The following is a 25,098-nucleotide window of genomic DNA, read 5'->3' as shown; positions in this document are numbered from 1 at the left end:
GGGGGGCGCGCCCGCCCCCCCTCCGGGGGGGCGGGCGCCTCCCCTGGGCTGTCAGCGCCCCCCCCCGCGCGGGGGGGGGGGGGGCGGCGGGGGCCCCCCCCCCCCCCCCGGGTCAGCCCTCCAGGGCGAGGCGGGCTCCCAGGACCAGCAGGACGCCTCCGGAGACCTGCTCCAGGCGCCGGCGCACGCCCGTCCGGGACAGCACGGACTTCATCCGGCCGACGAACCACACGTAGACGCCGTAGTACCCCACCTCGTAGACCGCCCAGAGCGCGGCCAGGCCGAGCATGGCGGGCAGGTGCGGGGCGCCCTCGGGCACGAACTGCGGAAGGAAGGACATCGCGAAGACGGCCGCCTTCGGGTTGGCGAGGTTGAGCAGCAGGCCACCCCGGTAGGACGCCCAGGCGCTCTTCTCCGCGCCCTCCCAGCCGCCGTCGGCGGCTCCCTTGGAACGGCGTGCCTGCCACAGCGTCTGGACGCCGAAGCCGACGAGCACGACGGCGCCGACGACCCGCATGACGCCGTACGCCATCTCGGAGGCGGCGAGCAGAGCGGTGAGGCCGAGCGCGGCGACGGCGCCCCACAGGAAGACGCCCGTCTCGTTGCCGAGCACGGTCATGAACCCGGAGCGCCGGCTGCCCAGCGACCGTTTGATGATCAGAACGGTGCTGGGTCCGGGCGAGGCCGCGATGAGGGTACAGGCGCCGAGAAAGGCGAGGAGGGTGCTCAGCATGCGGCCATCGTGACGGGCCGCGGCTCCGTTGACCAGCCCCTTTTCCCTTGTTCCCGCCGGGGCGGGCGCCTGTACCCGCCGGGGCGGGCGCCGTACCCGCCTCGAAGCGCGGGCCGGGGCGTCAGGTCGCGGTGCCCGGGACGGCGGACAGGTACTCGCGGCCGCCGCTCGCGTGGCGCACGCGCAGGGTGACCTCCCTGCCCGGCGGCGCGTCCGCCACAGCGCGCGCGAGGTCGGCGGCCGAGGTGATCCCGGTCCCGTCGACGCCGAGCACGACGTCGCCGCGGACCAGGCCCGCGGTGTAGCCGGGACCGGGCAGGTGGACGCCCACGACGAGCGCGCCGCCGCCGGGTTCGTCGACCGCCTCGACGCCGAGGGTCCCCCGTACGGACTGCCGCCCGGACTCCGCCGGCCGGAGCGGACCGCCGCCGCCGGACTCCGCCGCGAAGCCGCCGGCCCCCGGCACTCCGGACGCACCGGGCCGCGGCGCACCGGAAGCGCCCGGTTCCGGTGCCCCGGAAGCGCCCGGTTCCGGTGCCCCGGATCCGGCGGAGGGCTGCCGTGGCTGCCCGGCCGTACCGGACTGCCGCTGGAGGTCCGCCGGCCTGCCCATGCCGATCACCGTCGCGCCCACCGCGCCGAGCCCCACGCCGGACAGGAGGAGAACCACTCCGGCGGACACCACGGCGAGCACGGTGACCAGCCGTCTCCCGCGCCGCCGCACCGCGCGCGGGCGCCCGGCCGCGCCGGGCGGACGGGTGCCTCCGGGCGGACGGGTGCCGCCGCCCGGATCCCGGCCGGGCATCGGCTTGGGACGCAACGCGGTCTGTTCCATGGGTCGCCTCCGGCAGATGTTCTACGGACCGCCTTCGGCTCTTGCCCTACCCCTCGCCCCGGCGCGCGACGATCCCCGAACGAGTGAGACTGACGCGGCCGTTCCCCGGACGAGTGGGATTGCCGTCCCGTCAGAGGGGGACGGGCTGCGCCTGCCGGGGCAGGGGCGGTGCGGGCGCCCGGTCCGGCACGAAGCCGTGGGCGCGGCGGGCCAGGTCCGCCGCGCCGTAGCGGCGGCAGTCCTGATGCCACTTCAGGATTCCGGCCAGCCAGTTCTCCAGCTCCGCCACATAGCCCCGCATGATCCCGCGCGCTTCCTCCGACAGCTTGAAGTCGTCGTACAGGATGGGCAGTTCGTGGGCGGCGACATGCTGGAACTGCTCCATGCGCCGGGTCATCAGGTCATGGACGACGCCGAGCGCGGTCGGGTAGTCGCAGCCGAAGAAGTTCTGCACGACGAGGATGCCGTTGTGGATCTCTCCCTCGTACTCGATCTCCTTCTGGTACGAGAAGACGTCGTTCAGGAGCATCGCGTAGTCCATGGCCGCGTTCTCCAGTGACCGGACGGGACCGCTGCGGTAGACCTCCGGAGGGACCGTCCGGCCGTGTCCGAGGCGGCACAGGCTCATCGTGAGCTCCGAGCCGAAGGTGGCCCGGCGCATCTCCAGATAGTCGACCGGGTCCGGAATGCGGTGCTGCGCCTGGTTGGACAGCTCCCACAGCCAGCTCTCCGTCATCACGTCCACCGCCGCGCGCAGGGTGGTCCGGGCCTCCGGGGTCATCTCCGCGGTGGTGTGCCGCCACAGGTCGATCAGTCCGCGCTCCATGCCGTTGACCGGGACGGGCGTCTCCTCGCCCTCGACGGGCATGCAGGCGGACAGGCGCGCGGTGGTCAGCCTGGCGGCGGCCAGGTCGCGGCGGTTGCCGAAGTGCAGCGGGTAGTAGTCGTCGCCGTAGGTGCCCCAGGCCAGCCACCGCGAGCTGAGGTCGAGGGCCTCCGGTGTCGCGTCGGGATGGATGCCCGCGGCGCAGAGCGGGAGGTCGTAGGCGATGAGCTTGTCCTCGTCCCAGACACCCTCCTGGAGCATGCCCATGGCGTGCATCCAGGTGCCGAGGCGGTCGCGGGCGCCCGCGAGATGCGGGCTGAGGGTGACCTCGAAGGGCATGTGGAAGTCGGGGAGCCGGGAGGGTCCGACCTTCTGGAAGGGGACGTGCGTGTACGCGCGCAGCCGCTCCGCCCCCGCCGCGGAGAGCAGCGCCCCGACGTCCGCGGCGGACGTCCCGAACCCGCCCATGCCGAAGGGCCGCGCCTCCTCGACGACGCCCTTGTTCATGTAGCGGCTGGAGCGCATGTGCCATTCGTGTCCGCCGGACTGCCAGTCCTGGAGGCCCTGCGTGTACGCGGCGACGGCGCCGGCCTCCGCCGGGGTGAGCCCCTTCTCGGCGACCAGGACGGGCACTTCGGTGAGCGCCGTGTGCTCGAACTGGTGGAGGCGTGAGGTGAGTACGTCGTTGACGGTCTCGGCGGCCTGCTGGGTCGTGCAGCCGAAGAACGTCTCCAGGACGAGGACGCCGTTGCTGAGCTCGCCCTCGTCCTCGACCTCCCGCTGGTAGGAGAAGAGGTCGTTGCGCAGGTGGACTCCGTCGGAGAACGTCTCCATCAGGACGCGCAGAGGCCTCGACTCCGCGACGGACGCGGGCACTTCGGAGGTCGCGTACTCGACGAGCCCCGCCGACCAGGGGGCTCCGCCCACCTTGCGGCGCATCTCGATGTACTCGACGGGGTTGGCGATCCGTCCCTCGTCGATGTTGGACAGCTCCCACATCGACTCGTTGAGCAGGTGCTCGGTGGACACGGCGAACCGGCGGCGCCAGTCCGCGGACATCGAGGGCACCGTGCGCGCCCACAGGTCGGCGAGTCCCGCCTCGACCGGATTCTCCGGTTCGGGGACGGGCGTCGACAGGTCGAGGGGCATGAAGAGGGGCAGGCGGTCCAGGTAGGCCTTGCCGCCGGCACGGTCCTGGGTGCGTTTGAAGGTCTCCAGGAAGTGGTCGTCGAAGAAGAACACCCACACGTACCAGTCGGTGATGAGCGAGAGGGCCGGTCCGTCGCAGTCGGGGTGGGTGTAGGCGCACAACAGGCCGTAGTCGTGGGCGTCGAGGTCGGACTGCTCCCAGATGCCCGAGCCTTCGAGCATGCCCATGTCGCGGGCCCACCCGACCGAGTGCGCCCGCGCCTCGTCCAGGTGCGGGTTCAGCCGGGCGGTGTACGGCATGTAGAAGTGCGGGAGTTGGAACGGCTGCGTCATGGCCGGGCCCTACCCAGGCCTTCGCGGGCACATCCGCAGGCCAGGACATGATCACACCATCGCGTGAACCGAGCCGAAAACCGCCCCCGACGGGCTTCCCGCCCCCTCGAAGCCGCCTCCGCGGCCCGGCGGCCCCCGTCGGCGGGTGGTCAGCCGCGTCGGGCCCGCCCGGATCAGCATCTGGCCCGGATCAGCATCTGGCTCGGATCAGCGTCTGGCCTGGATCAGGCCGTGGGTTCCGCCGGTGCGCCAGCGGTGGTCCTCGGCGGCGTCGAGGGCCGCCTCGACGGCGGGGCCGAGTCCGACGACGACATCGGACTTGAGGGTCCGCAACGCGGCCACCGGACCGGGAAAACAGGCGGTGGCGTCGGCGAACGGGGTGGTCGCGGGGTAGAGCCGGTCGCCGATGAGCCGGCGGTAGTTCAGGTCCCCCTTCAGCAGGGTCACGTCGGCGGCCGCGAACTCCCGCCGCAGGTCGTCGGGCAGATCGGCGTACGGCAGCGGGCCGCAGGCGAAGGGGTGGGTCCGGACGGTGAGCCGGCCCCCGGACAGCGCAGCCCAGAGACGGTTCCCGGCCTCGCCGGCCGCTCCCTTCGCGGCGGTCAGCCGGCGCAGGGCGTCCAGCACGTCGGCCGCCGTGGCGTCGGACACGTAGTACGGGTACGGCTTCACGTGCAGGGCGGCCCGTGCGATCCGGCCGTGCCGGAGGAGGTGGTCGACGAGGAGGAGGTCGGGGATGAGTTCCCGGCCCGCGTTGTCCGCGACGAGACAGAGGGTGCCGCCGTCGAACAGGGAGCGCAGCACGTCCGCGTCGTTCGCCACGAGCTGGGACTCGGCCGCCGTCCCGCCCCCGGTGCCGGCGAGACTGAATCCGAGGTCGGCGCGGTTGCCCCACAGGGAGCCGTGCAGCAGCGCCTCCTCCTGTTCCCCGGCCGGCCGCCGCGCGAGGTCGTCCAGCGCGGCGAGTTCCTCGTCCGCCTCCGGGGTGTCCAGTTCGGCGAGTTTGAAGGGGCGGAAGGGGTCGATGCCCCGCCAGGGGCCCGGCACGAAGTAGCCGACGGCTTCGAGGAGCTTGCGGTAGAAGTAGCTCTCGGACCACAGGAACGGCAGGTCGAACCAGGACCGGCCGTAGTACTCCCGGCCGCCCCAGGCATCCCAGCGGCCGCGGTCCGCCGCCGACTCCGAGAGCGGTTCGACGACCCCCTCGGCGCAGTTCTCCAGCAGCGCGTCGAGCGCCTGGCGCTGCTCGGGGCCGTACGGGAAAGCGTCCCGAACCTTCCGGATGAGCGCCGGGTGCCGCTCGGCCAGCACGCTCCAGGGGAACGAGCCGCGCACCGAACTCACGACCACCGGGGCGTCGTCGGGACCGGTGGCGAAGGGTGCGGGGGTGGCGGGATCGTGCATGCGGCTCACCGTACCGGCTGCGCAGAAGGGGCCGTCCGACGCGGTGCGCGCCGAGCGGCCCCTCCCCCCGTAGAGCCCAGCGGTCGACTTCGAGCTGTTGACCGTTGCGGGTGCCGCGCGGTCGCGTCCTTGAGTCCGGGGTGCGGCGCGCCCGGTGGTCGCGCTGAACCATAGGCAGGGCACGGAGAGGAGGGATAGCGGGAAAACCCTCGATCCAGGCGGTGTCGGGCCCTCGTCCGTCCCCGGTGCGGCGAGGTGGTCCCGATTCGCGCGGATTGCGGATCTGAACGGACGGCGCTCCGGAGCCGTATCCCTCCGTGTCCCGTGCGAGGAGTGCGTCCTGGCCGCGCACGGCGGCACACCGCTTCGTCCACGCATCGAGGAGACCTGCCGGATGACCGCCTACCGCACCGCCACCGCGGCCGCTGTCGCCCTGGCGGCTCCGCTGCTGCTCACGACGTGGGCGGCGGGGACCGCGTCGGCGCACGGCGCGCCGACGTCTCCGGTCAGCCGGGTGTACGCGTGCTCGCCCGAGGGCGGCAGCCAGGGCACGGCGGCCTGCCGTGCGGCGATCGCGGCGAACGGCTCGCCGTTCACGGCGTGGGACAACCTGCGGGTGGGCGGTGTGAACGGCCGGGACCGCTCGGTGATCCCGGACGGAAAGCTGTGCAGCGGGGGCCTGCCCGCCTACAAGGGGCTCGACCTGGCCCGTGCCGACTTCCCGGCGACGCGCCTGACGCCCGGCGCGTCCCTGAACATGAAGTACAGCTCGACGATCGCGCACACGGGAACCTTCAAGCTGTATCTGACCAAGCAGGGCTACAGCCCGACGAGGCCGCTGAAGTGGTCGGACCTGCCGGAGAAGCCGTTCGCCACGGTCACCGATCCCGCGCTGGTCGGCGGCGCCTACCGGATCGGGGCGAAGCTGCCGTCCGACCGCACCGGCCGTCAGATGCTGTTCACGATCTGGCAGAACTCCAGCACGACGGACACCTACTACTCGTGCTCGGACGTCGTGTTCTCCGGCGGGAGCGGGGCGGCCGAGCCGGCGCAGAAGACCGGTGCTCCGGGGACCGCCGGGAGCGGTTCGACCGGCAAGAGCACCAAGAAGTCCCCCGCGGCGAAGCGTTCGGCGACCACGACACCCAGCCCGACAGCCGCTTCACCGTCCGCCGACTCGCCTTCCCCCGACGCCAGTTCGGCGGCCGTGCAGGCGGGCACCGACGATCTGGCGCCCGCCGCCGAGCGCACCTCGGGCGGCGGACCCGCGCTCCCCATGGTCGCCGGAGGAGCCGGGGCGGCGCTGCTGCTCACCGCCGGCGTCGCCGTGGTGCTGCGACGCCGGCAGTGAACCCGGTTCCCGTGGGGCTCAGTTGACGTACACCGCCGGGCTGCCCGCCTGGCTGGTGTCGGTCACGGGGGCGTACTTCGCGGTGAAGTAGCCGTTGGCGAAGCACAGCGACGAGCCGGAGAACTTGGTGAACTGCTGGCTCGTGAAGGTGAGACTGTTGTCGGAGTTGTCCGCCGTGCCGGTGAGGCTCGCCGCCCGGTAGACGCAGGTCAGCGTGCCCAGCAGCGAGCGCAGCTTGACCGTGGTCTGGATGGTGGAGCCGGCGGCCGGGGTGACCGTGACGCTTCCGTCGGAGCCCACCGCGGTGCTGTAGGGCAGGTTGTCGACCGTGATGCTGGTGACGCCGAGGACGCCGATGACGTTGCTGCTGCACGAACTGGCGCCGAAGGTGTGGCCGGTGAGGGACTCGGTGGCCGTGCCGGGCGACGCCGGGTTGTCGGTGGCGGTGGCGGTGAAGGTCGACGCGGAACAGGAGACGCCGCTCGTACCGGTCGCGCTGGAGTAGAGCGTGGCGTTGGTGCCGCTCGCCAGCGAGGCGGTGAGGACGTCGCCGACGGCGACGGGGGTTCCTCCGGCGCTGCCGGTGGTGAGCACCGCGATGTCGTCCGCCGAGGCGGGGACGACGGCGGACGCCGAGAGGGCCGCGACGGCGCCGGCGAGGGCGAGCAGGGTTCGAGTACGCATGGGGGGTGCCTCTTCTCCGATGGGGGTGTGGGTGCCTGACCGCGCCGGGGCGCGGGGGTGCGGGTCGAGAAGGTGGCGCGGGTGTGCGGGTGATACGGGCCGCGCGCGACGGCGGGCCAGGATGCCGGGCCCGCCCGCGGGAGTGGTGCGAGGAGAGACCGCCGCCGGTCCGTGACGCCTTCTCCGTACGCCACGGGCCGACGGCGACAGCCGGGCGACCGGTGCGGCCCTCGGGGGAAGGTGACCGCGCCGGTGCCACGGGACGGGGAGCGGCCGGGGGGCACGCCTTGCCGGCGTACGCGTCAGGGCCACTCCGGAACACGCCATGACCGCCCCGCAGAGCGGGGTCCGGGAGGTGACGGGCGCGTCGGCCGACGGATCCGGCGCCACGGATCCGGGAAACAGGGAGAGTTGTAGACCTGATGGACAGTCAACGTCAAGGCCCCGTACGGAAGTTGGAGGTCAGGACGACTGTCCGGCCGACGTGCGTTCACAGGTGCGGCACAACGGGCACGGTTTTCCCACACGCGCCTTGACCCGTACGTGTAACCCCCGGTAACTTCCTCGACGGCTACTGCCGCGTAACGAGAAAGCCCTTGCAACCGCCGGGAGGCGCGAGGAGGCGTACGCGGCCGTTGCTGTCCGCGCCAGGACAACGCGCCACTGGAGCCCCACCCGCATCGAACGTGCCCAGGGAGCAGACATGGCTTCGTCCCCGGACGCCACGGCGTCCAACGGTTCCACGCCCGAGACCCCGGAAAGCGGTTCAGCCGCCGGACAGGGCCGCCGCGGGCGGGTCCGGCTGCGCCGCGCCGCCGTGATGGCGATACCCGCCACCGCGGTCGCCGCGGGGCTGATGATCGCCACGGCGGAGGGTGCCCTCGGTGTCCAGTTCGCCATCTCCGGCATGCCGTTCACGGTCACCGCGACCGAGCTGAACGGCACCGGCTTCGAGCAGTTCGGCGGCCTCGACAACATGGCGGAGGACAGTCCGAACGCCGGCGACACGGGCGGCCAGGTCCTCATCGTCACCTCGGCGATCAAGAACGCCACCCTCGACCACCTGTGCCAGAGCGTCGACCTCGGGGGCACCAACCTGCTCATCACGGCCGGCAGCGGCTCGGACAAGGTCCAGGCGACCAACCTGACCACCGACTCCACGGAGCTGTCCGGCAACGCGTCCTTCAACAACATCGAGATCGGCAACGACGCCAGCACGCTCGACAAGGCCGGGGTCCAGGGCCCCAAGGGCGTGTTCAGCCAGCAGGCCGACACCGTGCGCATCGCCAATCTGCGCCAGACCAACTACGCGACGACGGCCGCGGTGTTCAAGCTGCCGGGCCTCAAGCTCCGCTTCAGCGACCAAGGCTGCTGATGAGTGCCGAAGCACGGACGGACGGCTCCCGGGACCTCCGGGAGACCTTCCGCCAGTGGCGCGCCCACCGCCCCTTCTGGGGCGGGCTGCTGCTCACCCTGGCGGGGGCGGAGATCCTGCTCACCGAGAAGGCGTCGCTGAAGGTCGTCCTGCACATCGGCATGCAGGGCCTGGCGGGCTATCTCCTGCCCACCGTGATGCTGCTGTGCGGCCTGCTGATCCTCTTCAACCCGGCCCAGCGCCTGTTCTACTCCCTGCTGGGCATCCTGCTGTCGCTCGGCACCTGGGTCACCTCCAACCTCGGCGGCTTCTTCATCGGCCTGCTCCTCGGAGCCGTCGGAAGCTGCCTCACCTTCGGCTGGCTCCCCGACCAGAAGCCGCGCAGACGGCTGCTGCGCCGCGGACACGCCTGAGACGGGCTCCGCGGCGGGCTCCGCGGCGGGATCCGAACCCTCACTGGCTTGCCCCGTACGTATCAGGTGGACGCAATTGCCTCTGCGCGCAGGGAAGTTGGCACCGCACGCACCGGCACCGGGCGTATCCCGGCGGAGCCGCGCCGTCGCGTAGCGTGACGCGGCGTATGCCGAATCGGGGTTCGACTGCCTGGAGGTTCCTGATGGGAAGTCCACGTCCTTTGGTGATCGACGCGACCGGAGGCGACATCCACGGTGAGGCCGCCCGGATCCGCGAGAGAGGACCAGTGGCCCGGGTGGAGCTTCCCGGGGGCGTCGAGGCCTGGGCGGTGAGCGGTCCCGAGCTGCTGAAGCGGCTGCTCACCGACCCCCGGGTGTCCAAGGACGCGGAACAGCACTGGCCCCTGCTGGCGAACGGTGTGATCACGCCCGAGTGGCCGCTGTTCACCTGGGTGGCCGTGCAGAACATGTTCACCGCGTACGGAGGTGAGCACCGTCGGCTGCGCACGCTGGTCTCCAAGGCGTTCACCGCCCGCCGGACGGCCGCGCTCCAGCCGCGTATCGAGGAGATCACCCGGCAGCTCCTGGACCGCGTGGCGGAAGCGGGCCGCGCCTCCCAGGTCGTCGACCTGCGCGAGGAGTTCTGCTATCCGCTGCCGATCCAGGTGATCAGCGAACTGTTCGGACTGCCCGAGGAACGGGGCCCCGAGCTGCGCGAGCTGGTGGACCGCATGTTCGCCACCTCCGCCGATCCGGGCGAAATGACGGCCGCCTACGGTCGGTTGCTGGTCATCCTCGCCGAACTCGTCGCCGCCAAGAGGGAGTCGCCCGGCGACGATCTGACCTCCGGGCTCATCGCTGCCCGCGACGACGAGCAGGGCACCGCGCTCAGCGAACAGGAGCTGCTCGACACCCTGATCCTCATGATCAGCGCCGGTCACGAGACGACGGTCAACCTCATCGACAACGCCGTGCACGCCCTGCTCACCCGGCCCGACCAGCTCGCGCACGTCCGGGCGGGCCGCGCGGACTGGGACGACGTGATCGAGGAGACCCTGCGGGCGGACGCGCCGGTCGCGAGTCTGCCGCTGCGGTACGCCGTCGAGGACATCGTCCTCTGCGAACTCGGCGGTCCCGACGGGACCGTGATCGCCAGGGGTGAGGCGATCCTCGCGGCCTACGCCGCCGCCGGGCGCGATCCCGAGCGCCACGGCAAGGACGCCGACCAGTTCGACGTCACCCGCTCCGACAAGGAGCACCTCGCCTTCGGCCACGGTGTGCACCGCTGTCTGGGGGCGCCGCTGGGCCGCCTGGAGGCCCGGGTCGCGCTTCCGGCCCTGTTCGACCGCTTCCCGGACCTGCGGCTCGCCGTGCCGGAGGAGGAGCTGCGGCCGGTCGACTCCTTCATCTCCAACGGCCACCGCTCACTGCCGGTCCGTTTCGCCTAGTACTCCCCGCGCCACCATGCCGCCGCCCGCGCCCACGTGGTCCGCGGGCGGTCGGCCTCGGGGGACCGGGGCTCGGACGGCGGTGGCGGAAAGGGCTCGGACGGCGACCGCTCCGGGCGGTCGGCGCGTCCGACGGCCGGGGCGGGCGGAAAGCTCACCGGCAGGGCGGCGAGCGCGCGGTGGAATGGGCCGGGCCGCCACCGCAGCTCCGCCACGGGGACCGACAGTTCGATGTCGGGGATCCGGTCCAGGAGTTTCTCGACCGCGACGGACGCGATCAGTCGCGCCGGACCCTGCGCGGGACAGGTGTGCGGGCCGGCGCTCCATGCCAAGTGAGCGCGGTTACCGATGAGTTGATGATGTGTCAAGGTCGGATCCGTGTTCGCGGCGGCGAGGCTCACCACCAGCGGATGGCCCGCACGCAGCAGCGTGCCCTCGTACACGGCGTCGTGACGCGGGTAGTGCACGGCGTAGTTCGCGATAGGCGGGTCGGTCCACAGCACCTCGTCGAGGGCGTCCTGCACCGGCAGGGTTCCGCCGGAGAGGTCGCCCGCGAAGCGGTCGTCGGACAGCAGCAGGCGCAGACCGTTCGCGATCAGGTTCTGCTGGGGTTCGGTGCCGGCGCCCATCAGCACGGCGAGGGTGTGGATCAGTTCCTCGTCGGTGAGCCCGGCCGGGTGTTCCATGAGCCAGGACGTCATGTCGGGGGCCGGACGCCGCCGCTTCAGCTCGACCAGGTCGACCAGGGTGGCGATGAGCAGTTCGTACGCCTTCTCGGAATCCACCCCGTCGAACATCCCGGACATGCCCTCGACCAGCCGGACGCCGTGCCCGGCGGGGCAGCCGAAGAGGTGGTTGAACACGAGCAGCGGCAGGACCTGGGCGTATTCGCCGAGCAGATCCGCCGTGCCGCGCGGCGCGAACCGGTCGATAAGCGTGTCGGCGCCGCGTTCGGCGCAGCCGCGCAGCGCGCCGGTCTCGACGCGGGCGAGCGTGTCGGCGATGGCGCCCCGCAGCCGGCTGTGCTCCTCGCCGTCGGTGAACAGGGCGCTGGGCCGGTACGTCATCATCGGGAGGACCGGGCTGTCCGCCGGGACGGTTCCGTCGGCGAGGTCCTTCCAGCGGCGGGGGTCCTTGGAGAAGGTCTCCGGGCTGCGCAGGACGTGCAGCGCGGCGTCGTACCCGGTGACCAGCGTGGCCCGTACGCCGGGGGCGAGTTCGACGCGGGCGGTCGGCCCGGACTCCCGCAGCAGCCGGTAGACCGCCGCGGGATCGGCCGCGAACTCCGGTCCGTACAGGGGCTGATGGGCCGGGCAGCCGGGTGGCGGTACGGCGTTCACGCGGTCTCCAGTTCGCCGGTGCGGTCCAGCAGATGGGTGACGAGGGCGATCAGTGTCCCGGTGGCGGAGACTCGGTCGCGGGCGTCGCAGCGCAGCAGCGGGGTGGAGGGCAGCAGGTCGAGTGCCTCGCGCACCTCGTCGAGCCCGTACTCGGGTACGCCGTCGAAGTCGTTGAGGGCGACCGCGTACGGGAGGTCCAACTCCTCCAGCAGGCCCATGACTTCGAAGGACCGGTCCAGGTGCCGGGTGTCGGCGAGGACGAGCGCGCCGAGCGCGCCGCGTGTCAGGTCCCGCCAGAGTCCGGTGAAGCGGCGCTGTCCCGGGGCGCCGAACAGATAGAGGACCAGGGTGTCGTTGAGGGTGACGCGGCCGAAGTCGAGGGCGACGGTCGTGGTGTTCTTGTCCCGCGTTCCGGTCAAGTCGTCGACGGACGAACCGGCTTGGGTCATGACCTCCTCGGTGCGCAGCGGGCGTATCTCGGACAGTGCGCCGACGAACGTGGTCTTGCCGACCGCGAAGTGGCCCACGACCAGCACCTTCACCGCGGTCCGCACGCTCTCGGGCAGATACGAGGGCAGATACGTGTCAGAGCCGGGAGCGCAGTCCATCGAGCACCTCCTTGAGGACGCGGGTGTCGGCCGGAGGTCCGGCGGAGGGGATCGGCGCGCGCGTGACGAGGTGACCGCTGTCCATCAGGTCGGCGACCAGCACTTTGGTGACGCTGACGGGCAGCTCCAGATGGCCGGCCACCTCGGCCAGCGACAGGGCACCGGGCCGGCACAGCTCCATCAGCCGTCGCTTCTCGGGGCTCAGCCCGGTGAGCGGCGGGCCGGCGGCGGCGATCAGCAGCGTGACGAGGTCGAGGGTGTTGCGCGAGGGCTGCGAGCGGCCGTCGGTGACGACGTACGACCGCACCAGCCGCTCCCCGGGACGACGTCCGGGCGGTCTCATGCCGGGCTGCCGGTGTCCCGCCGGGCGGGGCTGGTCAGCTCCTTGCCGAGCCGGTCGACCATCTTGTGCATGCGGTAGGTGACCGCCTCCATGTCGACGTTCTCGGTCGTGGACACCGCCAGGTGGGTGCCCTCGCCCGCGGCGACGAGGAAGACGTACCCGTGCGCGAACTCGATCAGGGTCTGCCGCCAGGGCGTTTCCGGCCTGCCGCAGAACTCGGCGGTGCTGCGGCTGATCGACTGCACGCCGGACAGACCGGCGGCCAGCCGCTCGGCGTCGTCCCTGCCGATGTCCGCGGAGTGGGCACGGAGCATGCCGTCGGCGGACAGCAGGATCGCGTGCCGGGCTTCCGGCACCTTCAGGACCTCGTCGAGCATCCACCCCAGCTCGTTGGTCATGGGCGCGGTCATCCCTGTGTGCTCCCTTCGCTCGGGTGGGGTGTTCCGTACGACGGCACGGGGGCGCCCGTCTCCTCCGGCCCGGAAGCGTCCGGCGACGTGAGCGTCCCGTCGGCCGACGGGAGGGCGACAGGTGCTCCGGAGACGTCCGGCGGTCGAGGGGCCGCCGGGGTCCCGGCGGTGTCCTGCTCCGCGCGGCCGAACCGGGTGCCGCGGGCGAACGCCCCCATGCGCCGGGCGTTCTCCTCGGCCGACCGGGCACCGACGTCCTCGGCGGGCACGGCCGGCTCGGCGGACACGGCGGGCTCACCCGGCACAGCGGACACGGCGGACTCAGCAGGCACAGCGGCGGACCGTCCCGCGCCGTCCGGCTGTCGCGGGGCCCGGCGCCGCCGCTTCGGCAGGCCACCGGCCGTGGTCGTGCCGACGGGCTCGGCCTCGCGCCGGGTGTGCGGCACCGGCGGCGCGGCCGGGGCCGGGGCCGGATGCGTGAGCAGTTTCGAAGGCAGGAACACCACCGCCCGGACACCGCCGTACGGGGACCGGGTGTCCACCGAGACGCTGAAGCCGTACCGTGCGGCGAGGACGCCGATGACGGCGAAGCCGAACTGCGGAGGGTCGTCGAGCCGGGTCACGTCCACCAGGTCACGGCCGGTCAGCAGCCCGGCGGCCCGCTCGATCGTTCCGGCGTCCATGCCGACACCGGCGTCGTCGACGACCACGCAGGCACCGTTGTGCGCCGCCTGGACGGTGACCTCGACGGTGGTGTCGGGCTGCGAGTGGCGTGCCGCGTTGTCCAGCAGTTCGGCGACGGCGAGGACCACCGGTTCGACGGCGCGGCTCTCGACGGCGAGGCCGACCTGCCCGTTGACACGGACGCGCCGGTAGTCACGGACGCGGGAGGTCGCGCCCCGCACCACCTCGGTCAGCGCGGAGGTACCACGCTGGCGTCCGGGCCAGGAGCCGCACAGGACGGCGATCGCCTGGGCGCGCCGGCCGAACTGGGCGTTGGTGTGGTCGATCTCGAGCAGGTCGCGCAGGACGTCGGGGTGGTCGTGGCGGTCCTGCATCTCGGCGATGGACACCTGCTGCTCGTTGGCGAGGGCCTGGATCGAGCGCATGGACGCCTTGAGCGCGGACTTCGCGGACCGGTCGGCGCGCGCCTGCGCGTGTCCCACCGCCTCCGAGAAGCGTTCCAGGACGCCGTCGAGGTGCTTCGCGAAGTCCGTCCCGGCCAGACGGGCGTCGAGCAGTGGGGCGGCCGGGGCGGCGGGGGCGGCGAGCTGGTGCGGGGTGTCCTCCAGGACGGGCAGGCGGACCTCGGCCAGGTGGCGCAGTTCCTCGTCGCGGGCCCGCAGGTCCTCCGTGAGATCGTCGGTCCGCCGGCGCTGCCGCGCGCTGATCCCGCGCTGGCGCAGCAGCAGCACGGTGACGGCGAGCAGGCCGGCGGCCAGGCACCAGGACGCGGCCTCCGGTATCCGTTCGGTCATGGTCCTCAAGTCCTCTTATGCGGAGACGCATTGCCGGGGCAGGAGCGGGAAAAGTGAGGGACGGTACGCGAGTTGACGGGGCGGACGACGGTAGCCGCGCGCCGGCGTTCACGCTTTCCGCGACGCGCAAGGAAGTTGCCGCCATGCGCACCGGCTGTGTGCACTAGGCTGACACCGCGTAACTGCCCTCACCCGTACGGGAGTCGATGGTGGCCTTACCCACGGGGAACTACCTGGTGGAAACCCGGTCGACGGGCTCGGTGGAACCGGCGGAGCGGGCCGACTTCTGGAGCGAGCACATCGGGTCGTACCAGTCCCGGATGGGCTACCGGTACAGCCGTACCGACGACTTCAGCGGCGAGACGGTCCGTCAGCGCTCCGAGGCGTATCAGCTCGTCAGGTTCCGGTCGGACGCGATCGAGTACAGCAGGACCGCGCGGCAGATCCGCGAGGACCCCGACGCGGACTACCGGTTGCTGCTGCCGCTGACCGGGGAGATCGTCCTGCGCCAGGACGGTCACGAGGCACGGCTGACGCCGGGGACGGGCACGCTCGTCTCGTTCGGGTCGCCCTTCCGCTGTCTCCAGGACGCCTCCACCCAGGCCTTCGTCCTCACGATCCCGGCCCGTGAGCTGGACGGCCCGCTGAACCGCAAGTCTCCGCTGGCCACCGGCCTCGACCTGAGCAGGGGGCTCGGCCGTGTCGTCCGCTCGATGCTCGACGGTCTGTACGCCGAGCGCGACGACCTCACCGACGCCCAGTTCAACGCCGTGTCCGACCGGGTGGTGGAGCTGCTGTGCATGCTCACCACCGGCGACGACCGCCCCGAGGGCGCCCGTCACCTGTCCGACGTGGAGACGGTGGTGCGCCGCCACGTCCGCGAGAACGCCGCCGACCCCGGCCTCACGGGTACGTCCATGGCCCGCGCCCTGGGCTGGTCGCTGCGCCAGATCCAGCTCGCCCTCCAGTACGCGGGCACCACCCCCCGCGACCTGATCCGCGAGGAGCGGCTGCGGCTGGTCCGCGAACGGCTCCGGTGCGGCGACTGCGAACACCTGACGATCACCGATCTCGCCTACGCCTCGGGGTTCTCGTCGGCGAGCGCGCTGAGCACCGCCTTCCGGCAGCGCTTCGGGGTGAGCCCGCGCGAGATGCGCAACGGTGTCCGCGCGACGTGACACCCGCGGCAGATCACGTCCTGGGACAATCGGTACAGGACGGGATTCCGGTCCTGGGCGGGGATCCGGTCCAGGACGGCTGCTGTCCCGGGAGTGGAGATGGATCTGCGGCAGATGGAGGTCGTGGTCGCGGTCGCCGAGGAAGGCGGTTTCACGGCGGCGGCCCAGCGGCTGCGCGTGGTGCAGTCCGCCGTGTCGAGCGCCGTCCTCGCGCTGGAACGGGAGCTGGGCACCCCGCTGTTCGACCGCACCACGCACCGGGTGTCCCTGACCCCCGCGGGCGAGGTCTTCGTCCCGGCGGCGCGCGCCGCGCTGCGGGCGGCCGAGCAGGCGCGGGCGACCGTCGACCTGGTCCGGGGACGGCTCCGGGGCCGGGTCACCATCGGCACGGCACGGGGTGTCTGGGCCGACCTGCACCGGCCGCTGGCCGCTCTGCGCGCCGAGCATCCGGGCGTGGTGGTGCGCCTGCGGCAGGCGTCCCTCCCCGACATCCGGGACGGACTGCGGGAGGGCAGCTTCGACCTGGCCGTGGTGGCGCTCGACCGGCAGCGGCAGCGCGGTCTGGTGACCCGGCTGCTGTCGTACGAGGAGATGGTGCTGGTGTCCGCCCCGGCGCGCGCGCTCACCGCGACCGGCCCCGACGGCACGGTCACCCTCGCCGCGGCGGCCCGGCTTCCGCTGGTGGAGTTCACACCGGGCTGGGCGATCCGCATCTGCGTGGACCGGGCCTTCCGTGCCGCCGGCGTGGAACGGGAGCCGGCCTTCGAGGTCGACGACATCGTGGCCGCGGCCGAACTCGTCCGCAACGACCTGGGCGTCTGTGTCATGCCCGCCTCGATCGCGGGACGGTTCCCGGGCCTCAGCGCCCACGCGTTCGCCCGGCACGCGCCGCACTGGAAGGTCATGCTGATCCACCCCCGCGGCGAGACCCCTCCCGCGGTCACCGCGCTCCTGCGGCACATGACCTGAGGACGGGCTCCGGCGCGCCGGGTCCCGTCGAGGGGGGGGCGTGGGCGCCGCGCGGCGGGGGGGCGGGTGGGCGGGGTGCTGGGGGGTCAGCCCGGCCCCGCCCGGGATGGCCCTGTTGCCAAAACCCCGCGGCGCCACACCCCCCGCGGCAACCTCTCGACGGCGCAAACTGACCTGCGGTGGGTCGCCGGCGCCCCCGCCCCCCCCCCCCCCGTCCCGGTCGTCAGGTGGACGCCGCGCGGCGGGAGGCCGGGTGGGCGGGTGGCTGGGGGGTCAGCCGGTCCAGGCCCTTGCGGTCGTAGTAGCGGGTCATCACGAAGCCGAAGGCGAGGGCGAGCAAGGAACCGACGGCGATCATGAGCCAGGCGCGGCCGAGCCCGGCGTCGGCCCGAGCGTCGAAGAACAGGATGGCGCGCACCCCGTCGCTGAGCTGGCGCATGGGCTCGAAGACGGAGAGGAACCGGTAGAAGCCGGGGACCGCCTGGAGCGGGATGGTGGCGCCCGAGGAGGGCAGGCCCAGCACGATGAACACGAACATGGACACGAGCTGGCCGATCCCGCCGAACGCCGCGTTGATCGCCTGGACGCCCAGTCCGACGGCCAGGCTCGCGCAGTAGGAGTAGAGCCACAGCAGCGGCAGGTGGGTGGCGTCCATGCCGAGGATCGCGACGGTGGCCAGCATGACCAGGGACACCGTGAGCACGGTGATCCCGGCGGTCATGAGCATCTTCAGGAGCAGGGTCTGGCTGCGGCTGATCGGCACCGTGGGGCGGCGGGTGTGCCAGGGGCCGATCTCGGTGTCGGCGTAGCCGAGGGCCGTGTCGACGCCGGTACTGATGAGGTTGCCGCCGAGGAACCCGGCCAGCACCAGGAGCAGCGTGTAGTAGAACGCGCTCAGCCCGAGACCGCTGTGGGCGCCGATGGGGTGTCCGACCCGGGTGACGACCTGGACCGGGTCGGCGAGCAGCAGCCGCGTCGTGGCGTCCGCCTTCGCGGTCACGGGGGACGCCGTCAGTTGCCTGCCGATGCTCGTGGAGGCCTGCTGGGCCGCCGCCGTGGTGATCCGGGAGGCCAGGGACGAGCCGAGACTGCCCACACCGGGATTCGTCAGCACCGTGATGGTGGGCCGCACGGTGGCGTTCGCCGTGGTCAGCGCGGCCAGGGAGTCGGTGAAGTTCCGGGGGACGACGAGGGCTCCGTAGATCTTGCCGGAGGAGAGTTCGTCCTGGGCCTGGGCGCGGGTGAGTCTGTGCCAGCCCGCCGCGCCGGAGGTGTCGCTCGCGGCGACGGCCGCGGTGACCTGGGCGCCCGCGTTCTGCCGCTGCCCGGGAGGGGGCTTGCCGGTGTCCTCGTTGACCAGGCCGATCGGCAGGTTACGCAGATGCCCGCCCGGGTTGACGATGCCGCCCATGTACAGCAGCGACAGCAGCAGCGCGAGCAGACCCGTCAGCACGGTGGGTACCAGCCACAGTCTCGGGCGGCGCAGGAGCATGACGGCACGCGCCGGAGTGTCCGGGCCGTCGGCTTTGTCACCGGGGCGGGCGGCGCCGCCGCCCGCCCCCGCTGTGCCCGGGGGCTCCTCGGGGTGATTGCTGTCGGCGTCCATGGTTCTCCACAGGTTCCGGGGCGGCACGGGAACGGCGTTGGGCGCGCGGCCCTCGGCCGGGGAGTCCAGGACCGCACGTCAGGCCAGGATCGGCTGTGCGCGCGCGTCACGGACGGCGACTCGCCGAGCCCCCGGCGACAGCCCCGGCCACACACACGACGACACCGGCCACACACACGGCGACACCGCGCGCGACGACGCCCGCGCGCATGACAACCGGATCACGCCCCCGCGTGCCGCCCCCTGCGACCGTCGCCGCCCCCGGGGCCGGGCTTCGCCTTCGAAGGCCGGATTCTGAGGTCGCAGGTTCGCCCCACGGGTCGTACGTTCGTCACCGCGGTCGGTGTCTTCGGCCGTGTCGCCCACACGGTGGTCCCGCTTCCACTCCCGGACACCGTGGCGTCACACCGAACGGGAACGTTTTCCCCGTCCCCGTTGTATCGCCTCGGATCCGTCCGTCCGTACCCGGGCGCGACGCGGAAGGACGACGTGCGCCGTGTCCCTGCCCCCGCTCGACAGCCTCCCCGCCACCGCGACCGCGGCGGCACCCTCACCCGCCCTCGCGACCGGCGACGCGCGGGGCTCCACCGACCCCTCGCCGACGACGCCGGCGCCTCCCACCGTCTGCTCTCCCGCCGCCCCCCGGCTCGCGTCCCTCTCGCGCCTCACCCGCCTGGTGGTGACGCTGCTCCCCGTGCTGCTGATCGGGACCTGGGCGGCGCTGGACCGGAGTGCCGTGCTCGACGGCGTCGCCCGGCTGGGTGACGCCGATCCGTGGTGGCTCCTGGCCGGGCTCCTCTTCACCCTGCTGGGCTGGGTCGTCGCCGCGTGCGTCCGGCAGGGCGCCCTGCCCGAACGGCTGCCGCCCGGCCTGCTGCTGGCGTCGCAGTTGGCGGCGGGCGCCGCCAACCACGTGCTGCCGGCGAGCATCGGCGCCCACGCGGTCACCCTGCGCTTCCTACGGGGCCAGGGCATACCCCTGGCGCGCGCGACGGCCTCGCTCGCCCTGTACGCGCTGGTCAAGCCGGTGGCGAGGATCCCGGTGCTCATCCTTTTCCTGGTGGCCGTCGGCGACACCCTCAGGTTCGGCGCGCTCGCCCCGGACCGCTCGACTCTGCTGCTGGCGGCGGGAAGCGCGGCGCTCGGGCTCACGACCGTCTGTCTGCTGGTGACGAAGGTCCGTCCGCTGCGCCGCCCCGCCGTCGACTTCGTCCGTACCGCCCTGACGGACGTACGGATCCTGCACACCCGGCCGAGCCGCGTCCTCGCCCTCTGGGGTGGTTCGGCCGCCGCCCCGGTACTCCAGGGCAGCACGATCGCGGCGGTCGGCTTCTCGCTCGGGCTGCCGCTGTCCTGGGCTCAGGTGGTGTTCGCGCTGCTGATCGCCAGTACCGCCGTCGGCGCCGTACCCGCGCCGGGCGGAATCGGCCCGGTGGACGCGGCCATGGTCTTCACGATGGTCTCGCTGGGCGCCCCGACGGGCCTGTCGACGGCCACCGTCATCGGCTACCGCGTCCTGACGGTCTGGATCCCGCTGCTCCCGGGCACACTCATCCTGTCGGCCCTGGTCCACCGCAAGGTGCTGTGAACGGAGGCCGGCGCGGGCCGGGCACGACAGCCTGGCCGACCGCGCCCGGTCCCCGTACGACGTCGGCCGACCGCCCTCGCCCCGTACGGCGACGGCCGACCGCGCTCAGCCCTCGTCCGGCGTCAGCCGCAGCGAGATGCTGTTGATGCAGTACCGCTGATCCGTCGGCGTCGCATAGCCCTCGCCCTCGAAGACATGGCCGAGGTGCGACCCGCAACGGGAGCACCGCACCTCCGTCCGCGCCATTCCGTGCGAACGGTCCTGGATCAGCTCGACGGCGTCCGAGTCCTTCGGGTCGTAGAAGGACGGCCAGCCGCAGTGCGACTCGAACTTCTCCGTGGAGGTGAAGAGTTCGGCGCCGCAGGCGCGACAGGAGTAGACGCCCTTCGCCTTGGTGTCGGTGTACTCGCCGGTGAAGGCGGGCTCGGTGCCCGCCTTGCGGAGCACCGTGTACTCGGACGGGGTCAGCTCCGCGCGCCACTGCTCGTCCGGCTTTTCGATGTCGTACGACATGAAGCTCAACCCCTCACGCTCAAGGAGGCCCGCTGGGGGCCACGGTCACTCGGCCAGGCGGGCGAGGATCTCCGGTCCGAGATCCGTCACGTCGCCCGCGCCCATGGTGAGAACGAGATCACCGGGCTTCGTCATTCCCGCGACGACGGACGGGACCTCGGCCTTGTCGTGGACCGGCGTCACCTCCGCGCCCGCGGTGCGCGCGGCCTGGATGATCAGCTCGCTGGTGACACCGGGGATCGGGTCCTCGCGGGCCGGGTAGATGTCCAGGACGACCGAGGCGTCCGCCAGCGACAGGGCCTCGCCCATCTCCCTGCCCAGCTCCTGGGTGCGGGAGAACAGGTGCGGCTGGAAGACCACGAGGATGCGGCCCGAGACACCCGCCCGCATGGCCTCCAGGTCGGCGGTCATCTCGGTCGGGTGGTGCGCGTAGGAGTCGACGACCTGGACGCCGGCCGCCTCGCCCTTGAGCTGGAGGCGGCGCTTCACGCCGGTGTACGAGGCGAGCGCGGGTGCCAGCTCGGCGGCCGGGACACCCAGGGCGACGCCCGCGGCCAGCGCGGCCACCGCGTTGTGGGCGTAGTGGCGGCCGGGGACGGAGACCGTGAAGGTCAGCTCGGCGCCGTCCAGCAGGACCGTCACCTCGCTCGTCAGGCCGTGCGGGACGACGGAGAGCACCCGGACGTCCGCGTCGGCGGAGTCGCCGTACGTCACCACGCGCACGTCACGGCCCGTGACACGGCGGGTCAGCTCGCGGGCGCCCTCGTGGTCCGCCGAGATCACCAGCGTGCCGCCCTCGGTGACGCGGTCCACGAACGTCTCGAAGGACTCGTAGATCTCGTCCATGGACGCGTAGTTGGCGTGGTGGTCGAGTTCGACGTTGAGGATGATCGCGACGTCGGGCGCGTACTTGTGGAAGCTGCGGTCCGACTCGTCCGCCTCGGCGACGAAGATGTCGCCGTCGCCGTGCAGGGCGTTCGAACCGGGGGCGTCGAGGTCGCCGCCGATGGCGTACGAGGGGGCGAGGCCGAGCGAGGACAGGGACACGGCCAGCATCGAGGTGGTGGTCGTCTTGCCGTGGGTGCCGGCGACCGCGATCGGGCGCAGGCCGTCCATCAGACGGGCGAGGGCGTCCGAGCGGTGGACGACCGGGATGCCGAGCTCGGCGGCGCGGGCGAGCTCGGGGTTGTCCGCGCGGATCGCGGAGGAGACCACGACGCAGGTGGCGTCGGGGGCGAGGTGATCGGCCGCGTGCCCGATGTGGACCGTGGCGCCCAGCGCGCGCAGCGCCTCGGCGGTGGCGGACTCCTTCGCGTCACTGCCCGCCACCACGGCTCCGCGCTGCGCGAGGATCTTCGCGATGCCCGACATCCCGGCGCCGCCGATGCCGATGAAGTGCGGTCGGTCCATCGCGGTAGGAAGGCCGGGTGCCATGCGTGTTTCTCCCCAAGATCCGGTACGAAGGTGGGCGCGCTCGTCCGAAGGGAACGCGGGCCCAGCCTATTGGGTGCGGCGGACAGCGCCTCACGAGGGACACCGGACGCGCGCCCCGGGCACCCGTCGGGGCGCCCGGTTCACGCCTCGCTGTGCGAGAGGTTCACGCCTTGCTGTGCGAGAACAGCTTCAGGACCGGCACGCCCACCTTGTGGCGGGCCCGCGAGGCCCAGTCCCGGTGGAAGAACTCCTCCACGTAGTGGGGGTCGGTCAGCACGATGACCTCGTCGGCCTTCACCTCGTCGACCAGGCTCTTGAGCGCGTCGAGGGGGTGGTCCTCGATGAGCCTGCCCTCGGCCGTGCCGCCGGACCCGCGCAGCGCGAGGAGCGACACTTCCAGCGCCCGCTCGCCCTGCCCGGCGGCCGCGTCGCCCTCCGGCGTCCTGCCCTCGTGGGTCGCCTCGTCGATCTCGCCCATCGCGACGTCGTCGATGGCCCGCAGCAGCCGGTCCGCCTGGTCGCCCCGGGGCTGGAGCAGCACGTGGAAGGCGACCGCCTCGTCACCGTGCAAGGTGGTGACGAACTCCACGTCGGCGGACGTCAGGGCCTTCTCGATCATCAATACGCTCGTGAACACGCCAGGCGCCCTTCTCGTCCGTGGGCCGTCCCGGCCCCCTGCGGAAACCATCCTGCCCCGTGACAGCACGGGTACTGCGCGAATCAGTGTGCCCGTCCGAAGAGAAACGGAATCTACTGTTCCGACTGTCGGCCGGATCGACGGTACCGGCTGTACAGGAACCCGGCCTCTTCCAGCAGGGACGCCAGTTCGAAGTGCTGGGGAACCGGTACCGAGGGCCCTCCCGCGATCCGCTGGGCGTCGCCCGCGGCGAGCATCGGGGACAGCGTCAGACACATCTCGTCCAGGACACCGGCCGCGACGAACTGACCCAGCAGCCTGGGCCCGCCCTCGGTCAGCAGCCTGGTGTGCCCGAGGTCGCCCAGGGCCCGTACGGCACGGGCGGGATCGACCCCCATGCCGTCCCCGGCGATGACCACCCGCGCGCCCGCCCGCTCGGCCTCGGCGATCCGTTCCGGCGCCGCCGCGGCGCCGGTCAGCACCAGCGTGGGCACCAGGGGCGAGGTGAACAGCGGCAGCGAGAAGTCCAGGCCGAGGCTCGCCGTGACCACCGCGATCGCGGGCGCGGGGCCCTGCCCGGCGGCCTCCCGCAGGGCCGCGAAGGCCTCACGCGCGCGTGCCGGCCGGTAGCCCTCCTGCCGCACCGTCTCGGCGCCGACGACCACGACGTCCGCGAGGCCCCTGAGGACACCGAAGATCCTCATGTCGGTGGCGTTCGAGATGGGCTGCGAGCGCCCGTCGTGCTGGGCGGCGCCGTCGAGCGTGGACACCATGTTGGCCCGGAGCCAGGGCGACCGGACGCCGGGGTAGGCGTACGCCTCGGCCAGTTCCCCGAGCTCCCACTCGCGCTCCGCCCCAAACGTCCCGGAGGCCTCGCCGCAGGGCTGGGCTGCTGTTTCGTAGGTCACAGGGAACAGGCGTCGCATGACGTGCAGTGTGGCACGGCGCATAGAGTGGGGAACCGTGTCGTCCACCTCCACCGCCTCCGCGATCGACCCGATAGCCGAAGCGGCCCCGCTGTCCCTGTGCGTCCGCGAGCCGCACGTCCCCGCCGACCGGCTCGTCGCCGAGATGGTGCCGCCGCCGCGTTTCGACTCGGTCCGCTTCGCCACGTACATCCCGGACCCGAACCAGCCCAGCCAGCCCGAGGCCGTGGGGATCCTCGAGGCGTTCGCCGCGGGTCTCGGCGGGGCGCACGCCGTGGGTGCGCCCAAGCGGCGGCTGTTCGGCTTCGGCAAGGGGGCCCCGAAGACGCCGGCCGGCCCCCGGGGCGTCTACCTGGACGGCGGTTACGGCGTCGGCAAGACCCATCTCCTCGCCTCCCTGTGGCACGCGACCCCGGCGGAGCCCTCGCTCAAGGCGTTCGGCACCTTCGTGGAGCTGACGAACCTGGTCGGCGCGCTCGGCTTCCAGAAGACCGTGCAGACCCTCTCCGGGCACCGTCTCCTGTGCATCGACGAGTTCGAGCTCGACGACCCGGGCGACACGGTCCTCGTCTCCACCCTGCTCGGCAAGCTGGTCGACGCGGGCGTGGCGCTCGCCGCCACCTCGAACACGCTTCCGGGCAAGCTCGGCGAGGGCCGGTTCGCGTCCGCCGACTTCCTGCGGGAGATCCAGGGCCTGTCCGCGCGCTTCCGCCCGCTGCGCATCGACGGCGAGGACTACCGCCACCGCGGGCTGCCCGAGGCGCCCGCCCCGTTCTCCGACGAGCAGGTCACCAAGGCCGCGTACGCCACCGACGGCGCGTCCCTGGACGACTTCCCGCATCTGCTCGGCCATCTCGCCCGCGTCCACCCCAGCCGGTACGGCGCCCTGACCGACGGGGTCGAGGCGGTCTGCCTCACCGACGTCCAGCCCGTCCCGGACCAGTCGACGGCGCTGCGGCTCGTCGTGCTCGCCGACCGGCTGTACGACCGCGAGGTGCCGGTCCTCGCCTCCGGAATGCCCTTCGACCGGCTGTTCAGCGAGGAGATGCTGAACGGCGGCTACCGCAAGAAGTACTTCCGCGCGATCTCCCGGCTGACCGCGCTGGCCCGCGACGCGAAGGGTCTCGTGGAGGGCCCGGGAGCCTAGGCCGTGTCCGGTGCGCCTGGTACCGCGACACGCCACCGGCCTCGGGAACCCCTCCCCACCGACCGGTAACAACCGCGCGACCGCGACGTAGAGTGGAATGGCCAGACATGTCAGGCGGCTCGGAAGGGGGTCGTCATGGTCGAGGAACTCATCGTGGCGATCACGGCGGCCTGTTCCGCCGGTGTCATCTACGTCGCCGCCGGCGCCCGCGTCGTCAAACAGTACGAACGCGGGGTCGTCTTCCGTCTCGGGCGGCTGGCCGGCGAGGTCCGCACCCCCGGCTTCACGATGGTCGTGCCCTTCGTGGACCGGCTGCGCAAGGTCAACATGCAGATCGTGACCCTGCCCATCCCGGCCCAGGAGGGCATCA

The 25,098-nt window shown here is 72.5% G+C and carries 24 protein-coding genes; 9 read left to right on the top strand and 15 right to left on the bottom strand.

What is annotated here, in order from left to right; genetic code table 11:
- Nucleotides 1-112: 112 nt before the first annotated feature.
- The 4 genes from ACFXGX_RS28020 to ACFXGX_RS28005 form a co-directional block, all read right to left on the bottom strand.
- Nucleotides 113-733 (bottom strand): LysE family translocator, encoded by a 621-nt coding sequence (locus ACFXGX_RS28020; protein WP_384796170.1) that lies wholly within the window; start codon nt 731-733, stop codon nt 113-115.
- 121 nt (nt 734-854) lie between these two features.
- On the bottom strand, nt 855-1,568 hold the full coding sequence (locus ACFXGX_RS28015; RefSeq protein WP_384796168.1) for a PDZ domain-containing protein: 714 nt from the start codon (nt 1,566-1,568) through the stop codon (nt 855-857).
- Between the two features lie 130 nt (nt 1,569-1,698).
- Nucleotides 1,699-3,876 (bottom strand): germacradienol/geosmin synthase Cyc2, encoded by a 2,178-nt coding sequence (gene cyc2 / locus ACFXGX_RS28010; RefSeq protein ID WP_384796166.1) that lies wholly within the window; start codon nt 3,874-3,876, stop codon nt 1,699-1,701.
- Between the two features lie 207 nt (nt 3,877-4,083).
- Nucleotides 4,084-5,280, bottom strand: a complete 1,197-nt coding sequence (locus ACFXGX_RS28005) for a damage-control phosphatase ARMT1 family protein (RefSeq protein ID WP_384796164.1) — start codon at nt 5,278-5,280, stop codon at nt 4,084-4,086.
- A gap of 394 nt (nt 5,281-5,674) precedes the next feature.
- On the opposite strand from ACFXGX_RS28005, the gene ACFXGX_RS28000 reads away from it, so the two are divergent.
- A complete protein-coding gene (locus ACFXGX_RS28000) occupies nt 5,675-6,631 on the top strand; it encodes a lytic polysaccharide monooxygenase (RefSeq protein ID WP_384796162.1) in 957 nt (318 codons plus the stop codon).
- Between the two features lie 18 nt (nt 6,632-6,649).
- On the opposite strand, the gene ACFXGX_RS27995 is transcribed toward ACFXGX_RS28000, so the two are convergent.
- A complete protein-coding gene (locus ACFXGX_RS27995; RefSeq protein ID WP_384796160.1) occupies nt 6,650-7,315 on the bottom strand; it encodes a Tat pathway signal sequence domain protein in 666 nt (221 codons plus the stop codon).
- A gap of 703 nt (nt 7,316-8,018) precedes the next feature.
- On the opposite strand from ACFXGX_RS27995, the gene ACFXGX_RS27990 reads away from it, so the two are divergent.
- The 3 genes from ACFXGX_RS27990 (at nt 8,019) to ACFXGX_RS27980 (ending at nt 10,551) form a co-directional block, all read left to right on the top strand.
- Entirely contained in the window at nt 8,019-8,690 is a 672-nt protein-coding gene (locus ACFXGX_RS27990; protein ID WP_355768293.1) for a DUF6230 family protein, read from the top strand.
- The gene (locus tag ACFXGX_RS27985) at nt 8,690-9,103 is read left to right on the top strand and encodes a DUF6114 domain-containing protein (RefSeq protein ID WP_384796157.1); all 414 of its coding nucleotides are present in this window, start codon (nt 8,690-8,692) and stop codon (nt 9,101-9,103) included. The genes ACFXGX_RS27990 and ACFXGX_RS27985 overlap by 1 nt, the downstream gene beginning before the upstream one ends.
- Nucleotides 9,104-9,306: 203 nt before the next feature.
- Entirely contained in the window at nt 9,307-10,551 is a 1,245-nt protein-coding gene (locus ACFXGX_RS27980; RefSeq protein WP_384796155.1) for a cytochrome P450, read from the top strand.
- Here the strand turns inward: ACFXGX_RS27980 and ACFXGX_RS27975 are convergent.
- From ACFXGX_RS27975 to ACFXGX_RS27955, 5 genes are read right to left on the bottom strand one after another with little or no spacing between them, the layout of a single operon-like run.
- The gene (locus ACFXGX_RS27975) at nt 10,548-11,891 is read right to left on the bottom strand and encodes a cytochrome P450 (RefSeq protein ID WP_384796153.1); all 1,344 of its coding nucleotides are present in this window, start codon (nt 11,889-11,891) and stop codon (nt 10,548-10,550) included. The genes ACFXGX_RS27980 and ACFXGX_RS27975 overlap by 4 nt on opposite strands.
- On the bottom strand, nt 11,888-12,499 hold the full coding sequence (locus tag ACFXGX_RS27970; protein WP_384796151.1) for an ATP/GTP-binding protein: 612 nt from the start codon (nt 12,497-12,499) through the stop codon (nt 11,888-11,890). The genes ACFXGX_RS27975 and ACFXGX_RS27970 overlap by 4 nt, the downstream gene beginning before the upstream one ends.
- Nucleotides 12,477-12,842: a DUF742 domain-containing protein gene (locus tag ACFXGX_RS27965; protein ID WP_384796149.1), complete on the bottom strand. Its 366-nt coding sequence runs from the start codon at nt 12,840-12,842 to the stop codon at nt 12,477-12,479. Before ACFXGX_RS27965 ends, ACFXGX_RS27970 begins: the two co-directional genes overlap by 23 nt.
- Nucleotides 12,839-13,252, bottom strand: a complete 414-nt coding sequence (locus ACFXGX_RS27960; RefSeq protein ID WP_384796147.1) for a roadblock/LC7 domain-containing protein — start codon at nt 13,250-13,252, stop codon at nt 12,839-12,841. The genes ACFXGX_RS27965 and ACFXGX_RS27960 overlap by 4 nt, the downstream gene beginning before the upstream one ends.
- Complete coding sequence (locus ACFXGX_RS27955) at nt 13,249-14,730, bottom strand: ATP-binding protein (protein WP_384796145.1); 1,482 nt, start codon at nt 14,728-14,730, stop codon at nt 13,249-13,251. Before ACFXGX_RS27955 ends, ACFXGX_RS27960 begins: the two co-directional genes overlap by 4 nt.
- Nucleotides 14,731-14,936: 206 nt before the next feature.
- Between ACFXGX_RS27955 and ACFXGX_RS27950 the strand changes: the two genes are divergently transcribed.
- Together ACFXGX_RS27950 and ACFXGX_RS27945 are read left to right on the top strand one after the other, a co-directional pair.
- Nucleotides 14,937-15,908 (top strand): helix-turn-helix domain-containing protein, encoded by a 972-nt coding sequence (locus ACFXGX_RS27950; protein ID WP_384796143.1) that lies wholly within the window; start codon nt 14,937-14,939, stop codon nt 15,906-15,908.
- Between the two features lie 99 nt (nt 15,909-16,007).
- On the top strand, nt 16,008-16,877 hold the full coding sequence (locus ACFXGX_RS27945; protein WP_384796141.1) for a LysR family transcriptional regulator: 870 nt from the start codon (nt 16,008-16,010) through the stop codon (nt 16,875-16,877).
- Between the two features lie 223 nt (nt 16,878-17,100).
- On the opposite strand, the gene ACFXGX_RS27940 is transcribed toward ACFXGX_RS27945, so the two are convergent.
- Nucleotides 17,101-18,369, bottom strand: a complete 1,269-nt coding sequence (locus ACFXGX_RS27940) for a YhgE/Pip domain-containing protein (protein ID WP_384796216.1) — start codon at nt 18,367-18,369, stop codon at nt 17,101-17,103.
- 610 nt (nt 18,370-18,979) lie between these two features.
- Between ACFXGX_RS27940 and ACFXGX_RS27935 the strand changes: the two genes are divergently transcribed.
- Nucleotides 18,980-20,071 (top strand): YbhN family protein, encoded by a 1,092-nt coding sequence (locus ACFXGX_RS27935; RefSeq protein ID WP_384796139.1) that lies wholly within the window; start codon nt 18,980-18,982, stop codon nt 20,069-20,071.
- 105 nt (nt 20,072-20,176) lie between these two features.
- Here ACFXGX_RS27935 and msrB read toward each other — a convergent pair whose 3' ends face one another.
- The 4 genes from msrB to ACFXGX_RS27915 form a co-directional block, all read right to left on the bottom strand.
- Nucleotides 20,177-20,584, bottom strand: a complete 408-nt coding sequence (gene msrB, locus ACFXGX_RS27930) for a peptide-methionine (R)-S-oxide reductase MsrB (protein ID WP_384796137.1) — start codon at nt 20,582-20,584, stop codon at nt 20,177-20,179.
- A 45-nt stretch (nt 20,585-20,629) separates the two neighbouring features.
- Nucleotides 20,630-22,018 carry a UDP-N-acetylmuramate--L-alanine ligase gene (gene murC / locus ACFXGX_RS27925; RefSeq protein WP_384796135.1) on the bottom strand — a complete coding sequence of 463 codons (1,389 nt, stop codon included), beginning with the start codon at nt 22,016-22,018 and terminating at the stop codon, nt 20,630-20,632.
- A gap of 163 nt (nt 22,019-22,181) precedes the next feature.
- Entirely contained in the window at nt 22,182-22,655 is a 474-nt protein-coding gene (locus tag ACFXGX_RS27920) for an indole-3-glycerol phosphate synthase (protein ID WP_384796133.1), read from the bottom strand.
- 113 nt (nt 22,656-22,768) lie between these two features.
- Complete coding sequence (locus ACFXGX_RS27915) at nt 22,769-23,581, bottom strand: pyrimidine reductase family protein (RefSeq protein ID WP_384796131.1); 813 nt, start codon at nt 23,579-23,581, stop codon at nt 22,769-22,771.
- Here ACFXGX_RS27915 and zapE point away from each other — a divergent pair.
- Nucleotides 23,580-24,728, top strand: coding sequence for a cell division protein ZapE (gene zapE / locus ACFXGX_RS27910; RefSeq protein WP_384796129.1), 1,149 nt, complete (start codon nt 23,580-23,582; stop codon nt 24,726-24,728). The two genes, ACFXGX_RS27915 and zapE, sit on opposite strands and share 2 nt — an antisense overlap.
- A gap of 135 nt (nt 24,729-24,863) precedes the next feature.
- On the top strand, nt 24,864-25,098 hold a 235-nt coding region (locus ACFXGX_RS27905; protein WP_384796127.1), incomplete at its 3' end, for an SPFH domain-containing protein.

Source organism: Streptomyces sp. NPDC059371 (assembly GCF_042751995.1).
GTDB lineage: Bacteria > Actinomycetota > Actinomycetes > Streptomycetales > Streptomycetaceae > Streptomyces.
This window is presented reverse-complemented; position numbering and strand designations above follow the sequence as displayed.